The organism is Stenotrophomonas sp. SAU14A_NAIMI4_8 (assembly GCF_003086695.1).
GTDB lineage: Bacteria > Pseudomonadota > Gammaproteobacteria > Xanthomonadales > Xanthomonadaceae > Stenotrophomonas.
Map to the genome: position 1 here is coordinate 3,682,472 of NZ_CP025999.1, position 23,029 is coordinate 3,705,500.

The 23,029-nt window shown below is 69.7% G+C and carries 9 protein-coding genes; 4 read left to right on the forward strand and 5 right to left on the reverse strand.

Features of this window, described 5'->3' with window-relative positions; all coding sequences use genetic code 11:
• The first annotated feature begins 13 nt into the window (after positions 1-13).
• The 3 genes from C1930_RS16680 (at position 14) to C1930_RS16690 (ending at position 2,088) form a co-directional block, all read left to right on the forward strand.
• Positions 14-646 (forward strand): 2-hydroxychromene-2-carboxylate isomerase, encoded by a 633-nt coding sequence (locus C1930_RS16680; RefSeq protein WP_108757129.1) that lies wholly within the window; start codon positions 14-16, stop codon positions 644-646.
• 93 nt (positions 647-739) lie between these two features.
• Positions 740-1,681: a DegV family protein gene (locus C1930_RS16685; RefSeq protein ID WP_108750563.1), complete on the forward strand. Its 942-nt coding sequence runs from the start codon at positions 740-742 to the stop codon at positions 1,679-1,681.
• A 68-nt stretch (positions 1,682-1,749) separates the two neighbouring features.
• Positions 1,750-2,088 carry a hypothetical protein gene (locus tag C1930_RS16690; RefSeq protein ID WP_108757130.1) on the forward strand — a complete coding sequence of 113 codons (339 nt, stop codon included), beginning with the start codon at positions 1,750-1,752 and terminating at the stop codon, positions 2,086-2,088.
• 152 nt (positions 2,089-2,240) lie between these two features.
• On the opposite strand, the gene C1930_RS16695 is transcribed toward C1930_RS16690, so the two are convergent.
• The 4 genes from C1930_RS16695 to C1930_RS16710 form a co-directional block, all read right to left on the reverse strand.
• Positions 2,241-3,653, reverse strand: coding sequence for an efflux transporter outer membrane subunit (locus C1930_RS16695; RefSeq protein WP_108772225.1), 1,413 nt, complete (start codon positions 3,651-3,653; stop codon positions 2,241-2,243).
• Entirely contained in the window at positions 3,650-4,687 is a 1,038-nt protein-coding gene (locus C1930_RS16700; RefSeq protein ID WP_108772226.1) for an HlyD family secretion protein, read from the reverse strand. Before C1930_RS16700 ends, C1930_RS16695 begins: the two co-directional genes overlap by 4 nt.
• A gap of 21 nt (positions 4,688-4,708) precedes the next feature.
• Entirely contained in the window at positions 4,709-6,223 is a 1,515-nt protein-coding gene (locus C1930_RS16705) for an MFS transporter (protein ID WP_108772227.1), read from the reverse strand.
• Between the two features lie 259 nt (positions 6,224-6,482).
• Positions 6,483-7,391, reverse strand: a complete 909-nt coding sequence (locus tag C1930_RS16710; RefSeq protein ID WP_108754876.1) for a LysR family transcriptional regulator — start codon at positions 7,389-7,391, stop codon at positions 6,483-6,485.
• Between the two features lie 142 nt (positions 7,392-7,533).
• On the opposite strand from C1930_RS16710, the gene C1930_RS16715 reads away from it, so the two are divergent.
• On the forward strand, positions 7,534-7,974 hold the full coding sequence (locus tag C1930_RS16715) for a universal stress protein (RefSeq protein WP_108772228.1): 441 nt from the start codon (positions 7,534-7,536) through the stop codon (positions 7,972-7,974).
• A 291-nt stretch (positions 7,975-8,265) separates the two neighbouring features.
• On the opposite strand, the gene C1930_RS16720 is transcribed toward C1930_RS16715, so the two are convergent.
• Complete coding sequence (locus C1930_RS16720; protein ID WP_108772229.1) at positions 8,266-22,908, reverse strand: ESPR-type extended signal peptide-containing protein; 14,643 nt, start codon at positions 22,906-22,908, stop codon at positions 8,266-8,268.
• Between the last annotated feature and the right edge of the window lie 121 nt (positions 22,909-23,029).

Below are 23,029 nucleotides of genomic sequence, written 5' to 3' on the forward strand. Positions count from 1 at the left end.
CGAGATAACGCCGATGGCCACCCTGCGCTGGTACTTCGACTTCGTTTCGCCCTATTCCTACCTGCATTGGCAGAAGCTGAAGCAGTTGCCGCAGTTCACCCGCATCCAGCCGGTGCCGATTGCCTTCGGCGCGATCCTGCACCACCTGGGCAACCTGGGGCCGGCCGAGATTCCGGCCAAGCGCCGCTTCATCTACCGCCAGCTGCTGTGGACCGCGCAGGCCGAAGGCACGCCGCTGCGCTTTCCGCCGGGGCATCCGTTCAACCCGCTGGCCGTGCTGCGCCTGTGCCTGGCCGCCGGTGGCAGCGCGCAGGCGGTGGATGTGCTGTTCGACTGGATCTGGCGCGACGGCAACAGCGCCGACAGCGCCCAGGCCCTGCGCGAACCGGCGCAGCGGCTGGGCGTGGATGACGTGGAAGCCGCCCTGGCTGACCCGGCCATCAAGGAACAGCTGCGCCGCAACACCGACGCGGCCATCGACGCCGGCGTGTTCGGCGTGCCGACCCTGTCCATCGACGGCGAACTGTTCTGGGGCAACGACGCGCATCCGATGATGGCCGCGGTGCTGGCCGACCCCGGCCTGCTGCAGCAGCCGGAATGGCAGCACGTGATAACGCTTCCAGTGGCGGTACAGCGCAATCGCTGAACAGGCATGGCGTAATTCCCTCGCGCGCCCGGCTTGGTTTTGAGATAGTTTTCACACTTTCCGAACCTACAACCGCCCTGGAGGGGGAGCCGGATGCGCATCGGAATCGTCGTCGATTCGGCCTGCGATCTGCCGCAGGACTTCATTGCCGCGCACAACATCGTGCTGCTGCCGATCACCGTGCGCATTGGCGAAGCGGTGCTGGCCGACCACCGTGATGAGCAGGCCACGCTCAGCTTCCTGCACGCGCACGTGGCCGAGCACGGTGCCGAAGCGGAAACCATTCCCTTCAGCGTGAACCAGATCCGCGATCTGTTCCTGCAGCAGCTGGTGATCGATTACGACCACGTGTTCTGCATGACCATCACCAAGACCCGCAGCCCGATCCACGACAACGCGCTGCAGGCCAGCTTCGCCATCCTCAACGACTACAAACCGGTGCGGCAGGCGGCGGGCTTCAATTCGCCGTTCGCGCTGCGCGTGCTGGACACCCAGAACCTGTTCGCCGCGCAGGCGGTCACCGCCATCGAAGCGGTGCGCCTGCGCGACAGCGGCGCCAGCGTGCAGCAGATCCGCGAGCGGCTGGAAGCGCTGGCTGGCAACGTGCATGGCTACATGGTCACCCGCGATCTGTACTACATGCGCGCACGCGCCCGGCACAAGGGCGACCGCAGCGTGGGCCTGATCAGCGCCGCGCTGGGCAGCGCACTGGACATCAAGCCGGTGCTGCACGGGTACCGCGGCGAAACCGGCCCGGTGGCCAAGATCAAGGGCTTCGACAATGCGGTGCAGAAGCTGTTCGGCGTGGTCGGCAAGCGCGTGCGTGCCGGCCTGATGACCCCCACGGTGTGCGTGAGCTACGGCGGTGAACTGGACGAACTGCGTGCCCTGCCCGGCTATGCGGCGCTGAAGGAAACCTGTGCCGCGCACGGCGTGGCCGTGTACGAAGCGGTGATGAGCCTGACCGGCATGGTGAACGTGGGCAAGGGCGCGGTGACGGTGGGCTTCGCCGACGGCCCGCACGCCTTCGATTGACGGGCCGCGCCTACACGCGCATTGCACCGCCACTGTGCCAGCCTTGCCACCTCTGAAGGAGAACCCTCATGCCTGCGCAGTACCACATCAGCCTGCCCGACCCGTCCAAGGCCCGCGGCAACGACCCCGACCTGTCCTTCCACTCGCAGAGCGCCGGCGGTTTCGCCGAAGAACTGCAGGACGCGCTGCGCACGGGCACCCTGTTCGAACGCTGGAAGGCCAAGCAGCCGGATCCCGATGCGGTGGAGCCGCAGTGGGGCGTGACCGACCCGGACGCCACGGTGACCGGCGAACAGAAGGACCTGCGCATCAACCTGGTGGCGACCACCCGCATCGACAGCGATGTGTTCAAGCAGCGCCTGCGCCTGCTGGCCGGCCACCATTGGGAACTGCGCGACGTGCGCTAAGCAGCGCGCCGCTCTGGTAGGTGCCAACCTTGGTTGGCACTTCCGGGTTCATGCACCGCTCTGGTAGGTGCCAACCTTGGTTGGCACTCATCGGAAACGACGGCCAACCAAGGTTGGCCACTACCGGGTTCATGCCCGGCTCTGGCCACGCGCTACCAGCCACCGCCCAGCGCGCGGTACAGCTCCACCCGGGCGATGGCGGCCGTGGCCTGGCTGTTGGCCAGCGCAGCCTGGTTGTCCAGCGCGATGCGCTGGGTACTCAACACATCCAGCATATCCACCACGCCGGCCTGGTACTGGCGGCGCGCGGCACCCAGCGCGGTTTCGCTCTGCGCCACCGCCACCTGCAGCTGCGTGCTGCGCTGCTGTTCGGCGGCGTAGCCATCGATGGCATCGCCCACTTCATGCCAGGCCTGCAGCACCGTGCGCTGGAACTGCAGCGCCGATTGCTGTTGCTGCAGGCGGCTGAGCGCCAGATTGGCCTGCAACCGCCCGCCCTGGAAGATCGGTAGGCTGATCGACGGGCCGATGCTGAAGCGGTGGGCATCCCATCCGTCCAGGTCATCAAGCTGTTTTGCCTGGAACCCGGCATCGCCGTTCAAGGTGATACGCGGCAGGAAGCTGGCCTTGGCCACGCCGATGTTCGCCGTGGCCGCATGCAACGCCGCTTCGGCACGGCGGATGTCCGGGCGGCGTTCGGCCAGTTCACTGGGCAGGCCCACCGCAACGGCAGGCAATGCCGGCCAGTCGGCACGCGCGTCCTGCAGCAGGGTATCCAGCGCCTGCGGCGGCCTGGCCAGCAGCAATGCCAGTGCATTGCGCAGCTGTGACTGGCGGTGCCGCAGCGGGGCGATGCGCGCCTGCAGTGCGGCAACCTGTGCTGCCGCACTCGACACCTGCAGGGTCGTGGCGACGCCTTGCCGCTGGCGTGCTTCGGTCAGCCGCTGAATGTCGGCGGCAATGCCCAGGTTGTGCTCGGTGATCGCCAGCAACTGCGAAGTCGCGCGCAACTGCAGGTAGCTGCGTGCGGTTTCAGCCAACAGCGCGATGCGCACCGCATGCGCATCTTCTTCGGCCATCTGCACGCGCGCGTCGGCCGCCTCCACCTGGCGGCGCACGCGGCCCCATAGATCCAGTTCCCAGCTCAGGCCGATGCCGGCCTGAAACAGGCCGTAGTCATCGCGCCCGGCATTACCGGAAGGATCGCTCAGGCCCACTTCGCTGTTGCGCGCGCGCACGCCGCTGGCCGTGGCCGCCACCGACGGCAGGCGATCGGCGGCACTGATGCCACGTGCCGCCCGGCTCTGCTGCACGCGATTGGCGGCCAGCTGCTGATCCAGGTTGGACTGCAGCACCTGCTGGGCCAGCTGCCCCAGCAGCGGATCATCGAAACCGGCCCACCAGGCTGCGTCATCGTCGATGGCCGTGGTGGCCACCGCATCGCCCTGCCACTGTGCCGGCAGCGCAGCCTGCGGGCGTACGAAATCCGGGCCCATCGTGCAGGCCGCCAGTGCCACGCACAGCGACGCGCTGGCCAGGGCCTGCTTCACATTCCGCGCGCTCATGCGCCCTCCCCGCCCTGCAGGTCCACGCGGGCTTCCACGGACATCCCGGCACGCAGCTGGTCCAACAGCGGCTGGCCCGGTTCCAGCACGATCTTCACCGGAATGCGCTGCACCACCTTGGTGAAGTTGCCGGTGGCGTTCTCCGGCGCGACCGCAGCGAACGTCACGCCGGTGGCGGGTGCGATGCTGTCGACGTGTCCACGCAGCGAGGTGCTGGGAAACACATCCACGGTCAGTTCCACCGGCTGCCCCGCGTGCATGCGGGTCATCTGCGTTTCCTGGAAATTGGCGACCACGAAGGCACGCTGCAGCGGCACCACGGCCGCCACCGCGGTCCCCGGGGTCAGGTAGGCACCCACGCGTACCGCACGCCGGCCGACCACGCCATCAATCGGCGCCCTCAGTTCGGTATGCGAAAGGTCCAGCTCGGCACGTGCCTGCGCCGCTTCGGCACGCTGCACTGCCGCCTGCGCGGCCTGCACGCCCGCGGCCAGGATGTCGGTGCGTTGGCGGGCGGTGCTCAACGCGGCCTGGCCCTGCTGCAGGTGGGCACGGGCCACGGCCTGCTTTGACTCCGCCTGCTGCGCGTTCTGCACCGTACCGGCGCCGTCACTGGCCAGTGCACGGTAGCGCTGCTGATCGGCACGGGCCAGGGTCAGTTCGGATTGGCTGACGTCCACGCTGGCCCGCGCCTGTTCGATCAGCGAGCCCTGCTGGGCCAGCGCCGCCTGGGCATTGGCCAGCTGTGCACGCGCATTGGCCAGGTCGGCGCGTGCGGCCTGCAGCGCCACCTGGTAGTCGCGGTCGTCGATGCGGGCCAGCACGTCGCCGGCTTTCACTGTCTGGTTGTCCTGCACCTCGACGCTGCTGACGAAGCCGGCCACTTTCGGCGCAACCACGGTGAAATCCGCATTGACATAGGCGTTGTCGGTGCGCTGGTAGCGGCCATCGCGCAGCAGCAGCCAGCCGCCGATGGCCAAGGCCAGCACGCCCAGGGCCAGGCCGGCGTTGAGGGTTGTCTTGTTGACGGTCATGGGGGTTCCTTGCAAAAGGGGTCAGGCCACGGCACGTGGCGGATGGACGCGGGTGGCGCACGGCAGCAGCGGCAGGCAGCCCAGGGCCACCAGTGCGACCAGCCAGTACAGGTCCGCCGAGGTCAGCGCCTGCACTTGGGCATGCAGGCGCGCGGGCAGATCGGCACCGGCCGGCAGCCACGGCTGGTTGCCCAGGTGGTCGACCAGCGCGGTGGAATGGAAGTGGCGCCGAGACTGCCCGACCGCATCGAGCACGCCCCCGGCGAACACTGCAGAGAAGCCTTTGACGGTGTTGAACCAGGCCGAGGCATACGGGCCGTCCTGCGGCGCCAGGCCGGTGGTGGCCAGCAGCAGCAACGGCAGCACCGCCATCGGCTGCGCCACTACCTGCAGCAGCTGCACCCACAGGAAGTTGTCGCGGTTCCATTGCACATCCAGCTGCGCGCCCAGCAGGCACGCCACTGCCAGCAGCAGCAGTCCGGCCGCCTGCACCCAGCGGCAATCCACCGCACGCTGGTTCATCAGGGTGGCCACCAGGGGCAATGCGAGCGCCTGTGGCAGCGCCACCCACAGCAACATAGGTGCAGTCTGCAGCGGACGGTAGCCCTGCACACTGGCCAGGAAGCCAGACGGGATGGAGATCACCGCCAGCAGCACGAACAGCACGCCCATGCAGGTCACCAGCGCATAGCTGAGGTTGCGATGGGCCAGCAACTGCAGCTTGAAGAATGGCAGCGGGTGGAACCATTCGTTGACGAAGAACAGCACCAGCAGGCCCGCGCCGCCGCCCAGCAACGCGGTGATCAGCGGCGAATCGAACCAGCCCAGGCGCGCGCCCTGGGTCAGCCCCAGCACCAGCATCACCAGCGCCGGAAACCCAAGGGCCAGGCCCACGCCGTTGAACTGGGCAAAGCGTTCCAGCCGCAGCGGGTCCTGCGGCAAGCCCCAGCCCACCATCAGCATGCCGGCCACGCAGAACGGCACGATCTGCCAGAACGCGAACTGCCACCCCGCATGCTCGACCCACAGCGCCGCCAAGGGCGTGCCCATGCTGGGCCCGAACGTTGCAGTGAGCGCATAGCCGGCCAGGCCGTACAGCTTGATGCCCGGCGGCAGGAAGCGCAGCGCCACGCTCATCAGCAGCGGCGGCAGCGCACCGCCGGCCAGGCCCTGCAGCGCACGCAGCAGCAGGAACGAGGGCAGATTCGGCGCCAGCGGGCACAACACGCACAGCAGCATGAAGGCCGCGATCATCACCAAGCCGAAGCGGCGCAACGAGAAGGTCACCGCGCACCAGGGTGCGAACGCCATCGCACTGACCGACATGGCGCTGTAGATGCCGGTGATCCAATTGCCTTCATCCACGCTGAAACCCATCGCACCGCGGATGTCGGCCAGCGCGACCTTGGTGACGTTTTCGTTGAAGCCCGACAGCAGCACGACCAGCAGTACGCCGCACAGGCCCACCACGATGCGGCGATCGAAGGCGGCGGGAACGGGCGCGGCAGGCGTGCTGGGCAAGGTGACCGCGCTCATCGGCGCGGCTCGATCCGTGCAGCGCACGGCAGGTGAAGCGACATGGCGTGCGCTCCGTGAAGGTGGGGAGCGCAGTCTAGGCAGGCCTACTGCTGCGAAAAATGGCGTGGGTGCGATGCCAGTCGTGCGTGCAACGCACGAATACAAGAGTGTTGGATGATGCGTTGATCGACCGGATCGATGGGCCGGTGCCTGGTAGAGTCGAGCTTGCTCGACTGCCGTGCGCGGGATCAGGCAAAGCAGTCGAGCAAGCTCGACTCTACGGGGCGTCGGCGTCGCACATGCTCTTGATCGCGCGGCGCAGCCAGCGGTGCGCCGGGTCGTTGTCCATGCGCGGGTGCCAGGCCTGCACCAGGGCCACGGTGCGTACCGACACCGGCAGCGGGAACATGCGCAGTGGCAGCCCCATGTAGGTGATGCGATCGAGCATCACGCTCGGCATCTGCGGCAGCACCAGGTCCGAAGCGGCCGCCGCAAAGATCGCGCCATGGAAGGTGGGAATGACCATCGCCACCCGTCGGCGCAGGCCCATCTGCGCCAGTTCGTCATCGATCGGCCCATGGGCGATGCCACGCCGCGAGACGGCAATGTGATCGCAGGCGGCAAACCGTTCGGCGGTGATATCCCCGTCGAACAGCGGATGATCCTCGCGCGCCGCGCCGAGCAATGCCGTGGTGAACAGGTTCTGCACCTTGGTTTCCTGCGTGTGCTTGCCGGCGGTACTGATGTACAGGTCGATCCGCCCCTGCACCATCGCGTCATCGTCGGTATCGCCTTCGGGCATGAAGCGCAGGGTGCAACCGGGTGCCTGCTGACGGAACACCTCGCGCAGGCGGCCGCCGTAGCTGCCGATGAACACGTCGTTGGCGCGGATGCTGAAGGTGTGCTCCAGGGTCAGCATGTCCACTTCGCGACCGTCGTTGAACACCCGGTGCGCCTGCTCGATCACATCACGCACCTGCTCGCGCAGCTCCAGTGCGCGCGGGGTCGGCGCCAGCCCGCGGCCGGCGCGCACCAGCACCGGGTCGCCCAGCGCCTCGCGGATCCGCCCCAGGGTGCGGCTCATCGCCGGCGCGCTCAGGTTCATGCGCCGCGCAGCCCCGGCGACACTGCCTTCGTCCAGCAGGACGTCCAGGGCCAGCAGCAGGTTCAGGTCGGGCAGGGGCATGGCGGTCTCCAACAATTGGAATGACTCTACGACACTCCAGCCCGAAGTCGATTGCATCCACTGCACGCATTGCCTGCGCCGCACGGCATGGGTGCGCGCTGCGGCATGGGCGACCATCACCGCCTGCCAAGGAGTCCTCCCCATGTTCACCACCCTGCTGGTCGCCCTCGATGGCGGCCGCCAGCACGACCCGCTGCTGGACCTGGTCGCCCACGTCGCCGGGCCGCGCAGCCTTGTACACCTGCTGTGTGTGCTCGATCCCGAGTTCGCCCTGCCCGCTGACGCCAGCGACGCCGACCGCCGCGAGTACCCGGCGGCCGCCCGCCAGCGGGCCAAGGCCGAAGGCCTGCTGCAGGACGCCACGGCGCAGCTGCGCGAACGCGGCGTGGATGCGCGCTCGCTGCTGCCGGCCGGGGACCCGGGCGAAGTGATCAGCGCCCAGGCCCGCGAGCTGGGCGCCGATCTGATCGTCATCGGCCATCGCCACCTGTCGCGGCTGCAGCGCCTGCTCGACAGCTCGGTCGCGCAGTGGACGCTGGACCACGCACCGTGCCCGGTGCTGGTGGAAACGCGCGGCGGTTGACCGGCCCGCTCTGGTAGGTGCCAACCTTGGTTGACGGGTTCATGCCCGGCTCTGGTAGGTGCCAACCTTGGTTGGCACTCATCGGAACGACGGCCAACCAAGGTTGGCCACTACCGGTTTCATGCACCGCTCTGGTAGGTGCCAACCTTGGTTGGCGTTCGTGGGTTCATGCCCGGCTCTGGTAGGTGCCAACCTTGGTTGGCACTTCCGGGAACGGCGGCCAACCAAGGTTGGCCACTACCGGGTTCATGCGCTGCGCTGGTAGACGGCGAACCAAGGTTGGCCACTACCTCAGAACTTCACCCGCAGGTCCACGCCATACACTTCGCCCCCCACGCGGCTGCCGTGCTGCACGCCGTATTGCATGCCCACCGTCACCCGCTCGTTGCCGTAGTACAGGCGCGAACGCCAGTTCAGTGCCGGGCTGGCAATCGGAATCTGGATGTCGGCGGCGCTGGCATCGGCATTGGCCCCGATCAGCGACACCGGCAGGTTCACTGCAGTGCGCGTGGACACTTCGTAGGCCACCTGGGTGGACACACCGAAACGGCTCTTCGCAACTGCCTGCTCGTAACCCAGCTTCACGCTGGGCACCACGGAGAACAGGCTCTGGTTGTGGGCACCCGCGCGATAGCCGATGTCTCCCATGCCCTGTTCGCGCAGGCCGTCGTGGTGCAGCAGGGTGTAGCGCGCGTCCACCCGCGGCTGCAGCGACCAGCCGCCACTGCCCAGGCGCGTGCCGATGCCTGCGCCCAGGCTCACGTAGCCGGTGCGCGGTGACGATGTGGCCTGTGCGTTGTCGTCGAACACCGGCGACAACCGTGTGGTGTCATACCACGACCAGCCAGCGGCCAGGCTCAGGCGGCTCTGCACGTTGTCCACATCGTGCTCGAAGCCCACGCCCAGGTTCACGCCACGACCGCGACTGCGGGTCTGGCCATCGTCCACGCTGATCTGCGAGAAGTGGTCGAACTCGAACGCGGTGGAAATCGACCAGGGTCCCTGCAGGGTGCCATCGATGCCGAAGCGCGCGTAGCTGCCTGACAGCGAAATCGGCAGATCGGCAGCGGTGCGATCGCGGTGCGCATCGTAGCTGCTGATGCCGCCCCACACGCAGCGGCCGTCTTCCAGCGTACGGCCACACCCGAACAGGCTGCCGGTAAACCCGCGCTGCACCTGCACCTGGTTGTACAGCGTAGAGCCCAGGCCATCGGCGTTGATCAGGTCGAACACCTGCCGGTAGGCAGCTTCATCACCGGCCTTGTAGTTGCCCAGCAGGGCCATCAGGCGACCAATGCCATCGCTGCTGCCAGTCAGCAGTGCGCTGTTCATGTGCGCCGCCAGCGCATTCTGGTTGTCGCGCAGCCACGCCTGCTGGAAGTGCGGATCGTAGGACAGGTGCACGCCATCGGCGCGGTAGCTGGCCTTGAAGGTCAGCGCCAGCGTGTCCTGCATCTGGAAGCCATCATCGCGGCTGCCCTGCGCGGCCGACAGGATCGGCAACCACTGTGCGTTCGACAACGAGGCCAGGGTGAAGTAGCCGGTGCCGGCCAGCGCAACCGAGCCGGTTGCGATCAGGCGATCAGACGCTGGCGAACCGAACGCCACATCCATGTACAGCGCACCGCTACTCTCCTGCACGAAGTTGCCGGTCAGGGCGACCTGGCTGATCACCCGTGCGCCCAGCAGCAGGTTGTCCGCTGCGGCCGCTGCATCATCCACGTTGGCATGCACCGCACCGGCGGCCAGATCGATCGGGAACTGCGGTGCGGCCAGGCCGAAATGCAGATCGCCACGGTTCACCAACGTGCCCGACGTTGCGCTGGTCAGCGCGGCCACGCCACTGCCCTGGCCGATGGCTAGGCGGTCATAGGTGACCAGGCGTGCGCCGGCTTCGTTCAACAGCCGATTGCTGCCGTTGCCCAGGTCGACATTGCCGTACAGGCTGCCTTGGTTCTGCAACAGGTCGTTGCCTTCACCGGCCAACGCAGCCAGCGTCGACACCGACGACAGCGAACGCTCGACCACGATGTGGTTGTCGGCGCCGCCTTCGATCACCACGCCCGCGCCGGCACCGCTGCCACCGCGCACGGCACCGGCCAGGGCGACGTCGATGTTGCCGCGGCCATCGCGGCCCAGGCTGGCAGCCTGCACGCCCACCGCGTCGGTGCCGCTCTGCAGCACATCGCCGCTCACCGCCACGCGCACCGCGGCTGCGCTGCCCTGCCCGCCCGCAGCCGCCGAGCCCACCCCGGCCACCCAGCCACCGCCGCCGGCAATGGATTGCGCCAGCACGCCCACGCTGCGCGCGCCCAGGCCCAGCACATCGCCCTGCACCTGCACGCTGACCGCACCGGCATCGCCCTGGTTGTCGGCGGAAAGCCCGATGGCGGCAGTGTCAGCGGACTGCATCAGCAGACCACCGCCGCCGCCGATGGACTGCGCCACCACGCCCAAGCTGTTGTCGCCGGTGGTGACCACACTGCCCTGCACATCCATGCTGACCGCAGCGCCATCGCCCTGCGCGCCATTGCGTGCGCCGAACTGCACATCGGCGCCGATGCCCTGCGACAACAGGGCCATGCCACCACCGGCGCCGATCGACTGCGCCAGCAGGGCGACCGAATTGGCCGACAGGTCCAGCACATTGCCGGCCACCTGCATGTCCACGGCTCCGGCATCCAGTCCGGCACCGCCGTCGGCCCCCAATCGCGCCTGCGCCTGCGCCGCACCCGGTGCATCCAGGCTCACCCGCGCCACGCCACCACCGCCACCGATGCTCTGCAGCAGCAGCCCCTGCGTGTCCTGCCCGGCCACGGCCACATCCCCGCGCTGCGTGTACGCCAGCGCGCCACCCCGGCTGTCCTGCGCGCCGCTGGCGCCCATCTGCAACTGCAGCTGCACGGCGCTACCGCCGCCTTCCAGCTGCGCGCGGATTTCGCCACCGCCGCCACCAATGGACTGGTGCAGGGCCAGCACGCCCTGGCTGCCTTCCAGCAGCATCATGCCGTCGTGGCTCAGGCGCAGTGCACCACCGTTGTTGTTGCTGCCGCCGATTGCACCCAGGCTGGCGGCGAACACCAGCGCCGGTGCCGTCGGCTGCGCCTGCGCGAGGGCCTGCGACAGGCCATTGCCGGCGCTGGCCGCAGTGAACGCCACGCGCGGCGCGACGCTGTCGGTACCGCCCAGCACGCGGGTCAGGCTGCTGCCACCACCGCCACCGATCGACTGGGTCAGTTCGCCCAGCGAGAAGTCACCGGCGATGGCGTAGTCGCCCTTCGATCCGGCATCCACATCACCGCCGCTGGTGTTGGTGGCATCCCGGCTGCCCAGCAGGCTGCCCAGCACACTGCCGATGCCGGACGCTGCGCTGCTGCCAGTTCCCGCATCCGCCGCTGCCGCAGACAGATCCACACCGGTGAACGTCTGGTCGAGCACGCCGCCGCCACCGTTGATGGCCTGCGTGCGCACGGCCACCGCACCGGCACCCGACACGCTGATGCTGCCATTGTTTTCCACGGAGACCGTGCCGGCCTTGCCGCCACCGTCCAGGTTGCTGCCGCCCAGCTGGCTGAGCAGCACCCCGGCCAGCGACAGGCCGCCACCGCCATCGATGCTGCCGAAGCCCAGGCGGCTGTTGCCGCCGCCGCCACCGATCGACTGCGCCACGATGCCATCGGCATCGGCGCCGAAGGTAACGATGCGGCCGTTGTTGACCACCCGCACATCGCCGCCGTCGCCGCCATCACCGCCGTGGCCACCCACGGCCATGAAGTAGTCGCCGCTGTTGCCTGCGAACAGATTCGCTGCACCGGACAGACCGGCCAGCACACTGGCATCCACCGCACCGCCCTGCAGCGCCGCTGCGGTCATGGCCACCGACTGGCCGCCATCACCACCACCGCCGCCGATGGATTGCGCCAGGATGCCGTAGGCCGCGTCACCACGGGTCTGCACCAGGCCGTCATTGATCACCTCCACGCTGCCGGCGCGGTTGCCGCTGCCAGCCTGCCCGCCCAGCGCCAGGTTCAGCGACGTCGCACCTTCCACGGCATTGGCCACGCTGGCCACGGTGAGCGACGCGCTGCCGCCGCCGCCGCCGATGGATTGGGCGAAGATGCCGTGTGCGCCCTCACCCGTGGTGCTTATCACCCCGCTGTCGGCCACGCCGGCCTGCACCCGGTTGCTCACGCTCACATTGCCACCGGTACCGCCGTCGCCGGCGCTGCCGCCCAGTGCCAGGTTCAACTGCAGCGCGCCACTGCCCTGCTGCGCCTGGCTGTTGTTGCTGTTGCCCGTGCTGCTGTCGGCATCCTCATCACCACTGTCCACCTCGTTGCGGTTGGCCAGGGTCAGTGCGGTATCGCCGCCACCACCGCCCACCGACTGGGCGAAGATCGCGAATGCTCGTGCGCCAACGGTGCTGATCCAACCGCTGTTGTCCACCTGCACGTTGCCGGCGGCGGCGCCGCTGCCTCCTTCGCCGCCCAGCGCCAGTGCCAGGCCCATGCTGCCTTCACCGGCACTGGCCGCGTCGGCCACGGTCACCCCGGCACTGCCGCCACCGCCACCGATGGACTGCGCGAACACGCCATGGGCGGTGTCACCGCCGGTGATCACGTAACCCTCGTTGCGCACCTGCACGTTGCCGCCGGTGTTGCCGGTGCCACCGCTGCCGCCCAATGCCAGGTCCAGCGATACCGCCGTGCCGCCCCCGCTCTGCGCGCTGCGGCTGGACGCCATCGCGGCATCACCGCCACCGCCGCCGATCGAGCGCGCGTGAATGCCGTGCGCGCTGTCACCCAGGGTCAATACCACCGGTGCATCGTCACGGCCGGCCGTGGCCACGTTGAACACGGCCACGTCGCCGCCGACACCGCCATCACCGCCGCTGCCACCCAGCGCCAGCTGCAACGACACCGTGGTTGAACCGGTCTCGTCCTTGTCGGTGTCCACCTTCGATTCGCTGGATGCCACCCCGCCACTGCCGCCGCCACCGCCGACCGACAATGCGCCGATACCCACCGAGCGCGCGCCCGCCGTCTGTACGCGACCGCTGTTTTCCACGCTTACCGCGCCACCGGATGCACCGGTGCCGCCCGCGCCGGACAGCGCGATGTTGCCCATCACCAGGGTCAGTGCGCTGCTGGCCGACGCTTCACCCTTGGCCGAACTCTGGCCGCCCACACCGCCACCGCCGCCGACGGACTGGGCATTGATGCCCACCGCGTCGTCGCCCCAGGTGATCACCGTGCCACCGTGGGCCACGCTCACATCACCGCCGGTCGCACCGTCGCCGCCCTGCCCGCCCAGGGCCAGGTTCAGCGCCACACTGGTGGCCGCGTCGCTGGTGCCAGAGCCGCTGCTGTTGTTGCTGCCGCCGGTACTTCCACCGCTGCCGCTGCCCTGGCCGCTGCCCGTGCCGCCCTGCTTGAACGTGGAGGTCGCCGAAGCCGAACCCGCCAGACCACCACCACCGCCGATGGACTGCGCCAGCACGCCGTCGGCGCGGTCGCCACGGGTCTCGATCACGCCGCCCAGGTCCAGGTCGACGCGGCCGCCGGTGGCGGCTTCACCGCCGGCACCGCCCAGTGCCAGGTTCACTGCCACGGTCGCGGTGCCGCCCTTGCTGGCCGCACTGCCGCCGGTGCCACCGCCGCCGCCCACCGACTGCGTGACGATGCCGCGCGCGTCGTCGCCGCTGGTCAGGATCTGCGAATCGGCCACGCTGCTGACCACCACCGCGCCGCCGGCGGCGCCCTTGCCACCGGCCACGCCCAGGCTGATATCCAGCGCCAGTGCATCGGGTTCATCGGCGCTGTTGCTGCTGCCGCCCGTGCCCGTGCCCGTGCCCGTTCCAGAACCCGTGCCGCCGCCCGAGCTGCCGCCGGAACTGCCACTGGACCCGGCCACCGCCACGGCCACCGACGTGCTGCTGGAGGTACCGCCGCCACCACCGATGGACTGCGCCAGCACCGCCGTTGCACCGTCACCGGCGGTCTGCAGCACGCCCTGTTCCAGCGCTACCTGCACGGTACCGGCGCTGCCGCCTCCGCCGCCCTGGCGGCCCAGGGTGAAGGCCAGGCTGTTCTGGCCCGCCGCATCGCCGGTGTTGTCCACCGCCGCGTTGCCGCCACCGCCACCGATCGACTGCGCCAGGATCGCGTAAGCCGATGCACCCGCAGTCAGCAGATTGCCCTGGCTGCGCACCGTCACATCGCCCCCGGTGCCGGCCGCACCGGCCGCACCGCCCAGCGCGACCTTCAGGCCCACATCCACATCATCCAGGCCACTGGCCTTGCGCACGTTCTGGCCGGCGTTGCCGCCGCCACCGCCAATCGACTGCGCCACGATGGCCGACGACGCCAGGCCGTCGGTGATGATGTTGCCGATGCTGGTCACCTCCACCGCGGCGCCACTGCCGGCACCGGCGCCACCGCCGCCGATCTGCAGGCTGGCCGCCACCGTGGTGCGCTGCTGGTTGCCGCTGCCATTTCCAGTGCCCGTGCCGCTGCCCGAACCCGAGCCCGAACCTGAGCCGGAACCCGAACTGTCGGAATGCTTTTCCAGCACCAGGGTGCCGCCACCGTTGCCGCCGCCACCGCCGATCGACTGCGCCAGGATGCCGGTGGCATGGTCGCCGCCCACGAACAGGTTCAGCGCCGGCGTCGTGCCGCTGCCCCAGGCCGCCGCATCACCCCGCAGCACGCTGACGGCGCCGGCATTGCCGCCGCTGCCACCGGTGCCGCCGATACCGATGCTGATCGGCACCTGCGCCGACGAATACAGACCGCTGATGCTGCCACCGCCGGCACCACCACCGCCACCGATCGACTGCGCCAGGATGCCGGTGCCGCCCTGCGCCACCTCGTCGGCCCCATTGGCATTGACGAACATGTCGCCGCCGCCACTTTGCACGTACACCGCACCGGCATCGCCGCCCTCGGCGCCGTCGCCGCCAATGCCGGCCGACACCGCCAGGCGCTGCGCGCCCTGGCTGGCAGAGGCGGAAATGTTCTGCCCACCGGCACCGCCACCACCGCCGATCGACTGCGCCAGCAGTGCGCTGGCATGGCTGCCCACCACGTTGATACTGCCCATGTGGGTCACGTCCACCACGCCACTGGTGTTGCCGGTACCGCCGGACCCGCCCAGCCCCACCACCAGCGAAGCGCTGTTCTGCGACGAGGGCTTGCTGAGTGCCGCGCTGATGTTGATGCCACCGGCGCCACCGCCGCCACCGATCGACTGCGCCAGGATGCCGCGTGCGTGATCGCCGAAGGCGAACACATCGGCGCTGGCATCGACCTGCACATCGTTGCCGCGGCCGGCATCGGCACCGTTGCCGCCCAGACCCACGGTGATGCTGCTGCCGGTGCTGACCGCTGCACCGATGTTGATGCCACCGTTGCCGCCACCGCCACCGATGGATTGCGCCAGGATGGCCGACTGCTCATCACCGATGGCGACCACCACCGGTGTGTCGGTGTCTTCCGGGCCCACGTTCACCGCCACCTTGCCGGCATGGCCACCGGTACCACCATTGCCGCCGATGCCCAGCACGATGCCGACGCTGGTGGAGCTGTTGCCGCTGCCACCGCCGGACGATCCGCCACTGCCACCGCCGCTGCTGCCACCGCCGAACACCGCCGTCGGATCGACCGCCAGGCCGCCCTGGATGTTGATGCCACCATTGCCGCCACCACCGCCGATGGACTGCGCGACGATGCCGCTGGAACCCTTGGACAGATCGCTGGCATCGACCTGGAAGGCGCTGCCGTTGCCGAGCGTGAGCACGTCGCCCAGTCCACCCAGCGCGGCCACCGTGCCGAGCACATCCACGCTCACATCCCCGGCCGTGGCACCGCTGCCGCCCTTGCCGCCCACGCCCACCACCACGCTGCCGTTGCGGCTGTCGCCCAGACTGAGCGCACCGGCAATGGTCATGCCGCCGTTGCCGCCACCACCGCCGATGGACTGCGCGACGATGGCGTCTGCGCGCTCACCTTCGGTCACGGTGCTGCCCTGGCGCAGCAGACTGACATCGCCGGCGGTATTGCCACTGCCGCCGGTGCCACCGATGCCGATGCTGGCCACGCCGTTGTCGCCCAGGCTGGCACTGATGCTGCCGGCCACGGTGATGCCACCGTTGCCGCCACCGCCGCCCAGGCTCTGCGCCAGCACGGCCGTCGATCCATTCCCCGCGGTGAAGTAGTCCCCTTCCAGCGTGCCGCTGACATCGCCGGCGCTGCCACCGCTGCCGCCGTTGCCGCCCACGCCCACCGACACCGCCAGATTGCGCGAGCCATCGCCCAGGTTGATGCCGCCGGCACCGCTCACGGTCAGCCCGCCATTGCCGCCACCGCCACCCAGCGACTGCAGCACCATGCCCTGCGCATCGTTGCCCGACGTACTCACATTGCCGGTGTGGTTCACCTGCACATCGCCGGCCGTGCCGCCGCTGCCACCGCTGCCGCCGATACCCACGCTCACCGCCAACTGATTCTGTGCCGAGGCGGCCACGGTCAGCGCACCGGCGATGGTCATGCCGCCATTGCCACCGCCGCCACCGATCGACTGGAACAGACCGCCCCACGCACCGTCGCCCAACGTGGAAAGCGTGCCGTCCAGATCGGCCTGCACATCACCGCCGGTACCGCCGGTGCCGCCGCTGCCCCCGATGCCGATGCTGGCGCTGACATTGCCGCTGCCGTTGCCCGACGCGGCCAGGCTGCCGGCGATGGTCATGCCGCCGTTGCCGCCGCCACCGCCCAGGCTCTGGTAGGTCACCGCACCGGCATCGCTACCGGCGGTCACCACGTTGCCGACCAGGCTGCCGCTCACGGCGCCGCCATCGCCACCGCTGCCGCCACTGCCGCCCACGCCGATGGCGATGCTGCCGCCGTTGGAGGCGCTGGCGTTGAGTGCACCGGCGATGGTCATGCCGCCGTTGCCACCGCCGCCGCCGATGGACTGCTGCAGGATGCCCTGCGCGCCATCACCGGCGGTCTGCACATGGCCTTCCACGTCCACGTGCACATCGCCTGCGGTATTGCCGCTGCCACCACGCCCGCCCACACCCACGCCGATGGCACCGGAATTGCCGGCCGAGGCGGTCAGCGCGCCACCGACCACGAAGCCGCCGTTGCCACCGCCGCCACCAATGGACTGCGCCACCACTCCCATGGCGTCGTCGCCTTCGGTGATCACCGCATAGCCCTCTTTCTGTGCCAGCGCGCGCACACTGCCGGTCACGTTGCCAGCCAGGCCCCCTTGGCCGCCGTTGCCGCCCAACCCCACGCTGATCGAACCGCCCGAGCCCGCCGTCGCGGTCAGGCTGCCACTCACGTTGAAGCCGCCGTTGCCACCGCCACCACCCAGCGACTGCAACAGCACGCCATGGCTGTCATTGCCTGCGGTGGTGACCAGGCCCACGGTGCTGCCGTCCACCGCACCAGCACTGCCGCCGTCACCGCCGTTGCCGCCCAGGCCCACGCTGACCGAACCGGAGGTACCGCCACTGGCGGTCAGCGCGCCCTGCACGCTGAAGCCACCGTTGCCACCGCCGCCGCCGATCGACTGCGCGACCAGACCCGAGGCACCGTCGCCCAGCGTGGCCAGCACCCGGCCGTCGTCGGCCGAACCGTCCGGCGCAGCCGCTTGCAACGTGGCGCGCACGTTGCCGGCGCTGCCCCCTTGGCCGCCGTTGCCGCCCAGGCCCACGGTGACCGAGCCACCGGCACTGCCGGTGGCAGTCAGCCCACCGCTGATGTTGAAGGCGCCGTTGCCGCCACCACCGCCCAGCGATTGCGCCAGCGCACCATGGCTGCCGTCGCCTTCGGTGGACACCAGGCCGGTACTGTCCACGGTCACCGCGCCGGCGCTGCCGCCGTCGCCACCGCTGCCCCCCAGGCCCACCGACACCGAACCGCCGGCACCGCCGCTGGCGGTCAATGCACCACTGACGTTGAAGCCACCGTTGCCGCCGCCGCCGCCGATCGACTGCGCCAGCAGACCCAGCGACTGCCCGCCTTCGGTGGCAACACGACCGACCTGGGTCAGGCCCACCGCGGCGCCGGTACCGCCGGTGCCACCGGTGCCGCCCAGGCCCACCGACACGCTGCCGGCACCGCCACCGCTGGCGGCCAGGCTGCCGGTCACATTGAAGCCCCCGTTGCCGCCACCGCCACCAATGGACTGCGCCACCACGGCGTCGGCACGATCACCGCGGGTCAGCACGCTGCCGTGCTTTTCCAGCTGCACGGTGGACGCATTGCCACCACTGCCGCCACTGCCCCCCAGGCCCACCGACACCGCCGCACCGCCACTGGCCGACGCACTGATGCCGGCCGCCACGTTGAAGCCGCCGTTACCGCCGCCACCGCCTACCGACTGCGCCAGCACCCCGGTGGAATCATCGCCGTCGGTCTGCACGTCCTGATCGACGTAGCCGATAACGCGCCCACCGGTGTTGCCGCTGCCACCGTTGCCACCCAGGCCGACGCTGACCGCAGCACTGCCCATGCCGGCGGCCAGCGAACCGCTGATGTTGAAGCCGCCGTTGCCACCGCCGCCGCCGATGGACTGCAGCACCAGTGCCGAGGCGTTGTCGCCCACGGTGTAGACCGAACCGCCGCGCAGATCGGCGGTTACCGCGCCGGCGCGCCCGCCATCGCCACCATTGCCGCCAATACCGACCGACACTGCGCCCGATGCCGCACCGGCACTGATGCCCCCGGCCACCACGAAGCCGCCGTTGCCGCCACCACCACCGACCGACTGCAGCAGCATGCCGGTAGCACCGTCACCCAAGGTCTGCACCTGCAGATCAGTGGCATCGGCACGTACGCTGCCGGCCACGCCGCCCGAGCCGCCCGTGCCGCCCAGGCCCACCGACGCACTCACCGCCACCGTGCTGACGGTGACCCCACCGCCCACGCTGAAACCACCGTTGCCACCACCGCCGCCGATCGACTGCAGCACCACGCCGCCCGAGCCGGCACCTTCGGTCAGCACCGTGCTGTCGTTGAAGGTGGCGCTGACCGCGCCCGCGGTACCGCCGTCACCGCCGTTGCCACCGATGCCCACCGATGCCGAACCTGCACCAGTGCTGCCGATGGTCAGGGCGCCCCCCACGCTGAAGGCACCGTTGCCGCCGCCACCGCCCACCGACTGCACCAGCATGCCGGTGGACTGTGCCCCGAAGGTCTGCAGCAGGCCGTCCAGTTCCGCATGCGCGCTGCTGCCATTGCCGCCCTTGCCGCCACTGCCGCCGATGCCGATGGCGGCCTGCGCCGCTGCGCCATTGCTGATCGCCAGACCACCGGCCACGGCGAAACCACCGTTGCCGCCACCGCCGCCCAGCGACTGCACCACGTAGGCATCGGACTGCGCGCCCAGCGTCGATGCGCTGCCGGCGAACTGGCCACTGACCGCGCCGCCATCCCCGCCGTCGCCACCGTCACCGCCCAGCCCCATGGTGGCGCCGACAGTGGCACCGGAAATCACCGCGGTCTGCAGGCCCACGGCCACATCGAAGCCACCGCTGCCACCGCCACCGCCCACCGACTGCAGCAGCACGCCGGTGGCCTGGTCGCCGGCGGTGATCACCGTGGCATCCACCGCACCGGTGACCGCGCCACCATTGCCGCCCTCGCCCCCGGATGCACCGATGGACAGCGTGCCCTGCAGCGAAAGCGCTGCGCTCACCGACACGTCGGCATCCACGGTGAAACCACCGTTGCCGCCACCGCCGCCGATCGACTGCATCACCACGCCACTGGCGCGCTGCCCCAGCGTGGTCACTTCACCGCGGTAGTCGCCAGTGACGATGCCGCCGTTGCTGCCATTGCCGCCGGTGCTGCTCAGGCCGGTCGCGCCGATGCCCAGCGACAACTGCGCGGTGCCGCCCGCCACCGCCACGCCCACGTCGATCTTGTTGCCGCTGTTGCCGCCACCGCCGCCCACCGATTGGATCAGCGCACCCACCGCATCGTCGCCGCCGGTCCAGATGCTGCTGTCCAGTACGGCATCTACGCGGCCACCGTTGCCACCATCACCGCCGCTGCCGCCCAGGCTCTGGCCGATGTTGATGGCGGTAGCGCCCAGGCCGGCAGCCACCGACACCACGCTGCCACCACTGCCACCGCCGCCACCCACGGATTGGATCAGCGCGCCCACTGCACCCTGCCCGCTGGCATCGGTGTTGAGCGTGCTGGTGCCGCCGGTGGTGATGTCCCCGCTGTAGGTGACATCGACATCACCGCCTTTGCCGCCGGCACCGCCGGTACCGCCCAGGGTGGACGACACGGTGAGCGAAATGCCGCCGCTGGCCGCACCGGTCACGCCGATGGCATCCCCCCCGGAGCCACCACCGCCGCCGATGCTCTGCGCCACCAGACCGTTGGAAAAATCGCCCGCGGTCCAGATCGAACCGCGCGTGCCGCCGCTGTCGACGGTGACCGTGCCGCCGTCGCCGCCACCGGCACCGCTGCCGCCCTTGCTGCTGTTCAAACTCACCGCGAAGGCGTTGCCGCCGGTCAATGCAACACCGAGCGCGTTGCCACCGCTGCCGCCACCGCCACCAATCGAGGCCACGTACAGGCCATCGGCGTTGTTGCCATGGGTGGTGACATCGGCGTTGCCCTGCAGTTCCACCACGCCGCCATTGCCGCCCGCCGCGCCGGAACCGCCGTAGGAAGCACTGAGGCTGATCGGTACGACAACGCCCACCGACACCGCGGTAGCGCTGCCGCCGTTGCCACCGCCGCCGCCGATCGACTGCAGGCGCACGCCGGCCGCGTTGCTGCCCTGGGTCAGGATGCTGCCGCCATCCACCAGCGTGGTGGAGACCTTGCCGGCAGTGCCGCCGTTGTCACCACTGCCACCGAAGGCAAACGCAATGAACGGTGCCACCGCGCTGGCGCCGCCGCCGTTGCCGCCACCGCCACCAATGGACTGCGCCAGGATGCCATCGGCGGACGTGCCGTGGGTTTCGATGCTGCCGCTGTGGGTCACGCTGACATCGCCGGCATTGCCGCCCTTGCCGCCATCGCCGCCCAGCGCGAACACGCCCAGGCTGCTGCCGCCGGTGCCGCCACCACCACCGATCGATTGCGCCAGGATGCCCATCGCGCGCTCGCCCAGGGTCAGGATGCGCCCGCTGTTGTCCACGCGCACGGTGCCGCCGGTACCGGCATCGCCACCGGACGACCCCAGCGCGGCCAGCGCCGCACTCAACCCCGCCTTGCCACCGCCGCCGCCGATCGACTGCGCCAGGATGCCGTTGGCATCGGCGCCACGGGTGGTGATGTTGCCGTCGTTGTCGACCGCGACCGCACCACCGTTGCCGCCGGCGCCACTGCTGCCACCCAGGGTGACCAGACCGATCTGGGTACCAGCGCGGCCACCGCCGCCGCCGATCGACTGCGCGGAAATGCCATCGGACCCCGTGCCGCCGGTGCTGATCGCCCCGCTGTTGAACACCTCCACCGCGCCGCCGTTGCCACCAATCGAACTGCTGTCACTGCCCAGCACCACCAGCGCCACGGTGGTGCCGCCGTTGCCGCCGGTGCCACCGATCGATTGCGCGTTGATGCCCGCCGAACCGGCGCCGTCGGTCACCAGCGTGCCGCTGTTGTTCACCGTCACCTTGCCGCCGTGGCCACCGGCACCACCGCTGGCGCCCGCCGTGGGGAACAGGCCATAGGAATTGCCGCCGCTGCCACCACCGCCGCCCAGCGACTGCACCAGCAGCGCGGCCGAATCGGCGCCATGGGTTTCCACGTTCACCGAACTGGTCAGTGACACGTCACCGCCCTGCTTGGTGCCACCGCCACCGCCGGCGCCACCACCGGCGTAGGAATTGCCACCATCGCCACCCTGGCCGGAGCGGCTCTGCACCGCGATGCCCGGCGCCGGCGTGCCGCCGGACGCCGTGGTGATGATCCTGCCGGAACCGGCCACGGTGACATCCACGTTGCCGCCCGAGCCACCATCACCGCCGGGCTTGGCCTTGGAGGTGGACAGATAGATGCTGCCGCCGTTGCCGCCATTGCCGCCGGTGCTGGTGATCAGGATGCCGGGGTTGCCATTGCTGATGGTGACCGTGTCGTTGATCTGCAGCTTGGAATCCTGGCCCGGGCCCAGGGTGATGTCGGGCCCACGGCCGCCGTTGCCACCGGCCTTGGCCGGTACGAACAGGGCACCGGTGCGGCCCTTGCTGCCCTTGCTGCCCACCCGCGTCACCTTCACCAGCGTGCCGCTGCCGTAGCTGTCGGTGGGGTCGGGGCCATCGCCATCGGCCAGCATGCGCGTGGCCACGTCCACGGTGCCGTTCTCGGTCACCGTCAGGTTGCCCTCGTCGTCGGTGGACGTGCTGCCGTAAACCATGGCCAGGATGGTCACCGCATCGCCGTTGCTGTTTTCCCAGCGGCCGCTGCTGCTGTTGAACACCACATCGCGGGTGGTGGTGCCGGGGCTGCCGGCCAGCCGGTAGCCCACCACCGTCACCGACTGCGCCTGTCCGGTGCCATCGGTTTCCACGCCGGTGCCGGAACTGGCGATCAGCACGCTGCTGCCCAGGCCCTTGATGTCGCGCACCAGGTAATCGTTGCTGCCATCGGTGGCGATCACGCCCACCTTGCGCGAGGCGATCACATCGCCATCGTCATTGGTTTCGCCGGCCACTTCGCTGGTCAGGATCAGGTCGACCGTGGAATAGCTGCCATCCGGATTGCGGATCGAATAGTTGGCCGCCAGCGCCAGCCCCGGCAGCAGCCCCAGACCCAACGCCAGCGCCATGGCCAGCACGTCACGGCGCAGGCCGACGGCAGCGCCCCCTGCCGACAGGCGGCCGGGCTTGCGGGCAGTTTCGGAAACGACCTGGACAACGCCGAGGGCAGCGTTGAAAACCAGCTTGTAGATCTTGTTCATGGGAGCATCCGGAGGCGAGTGAAAGCGACCCGACCGCGGGGCATACGCGGGGTCTCACCAGAGCAACCGGAAAAGAAACGGGATTCCCATCACACAAAATTGCGAAAATTATGAATGGTTC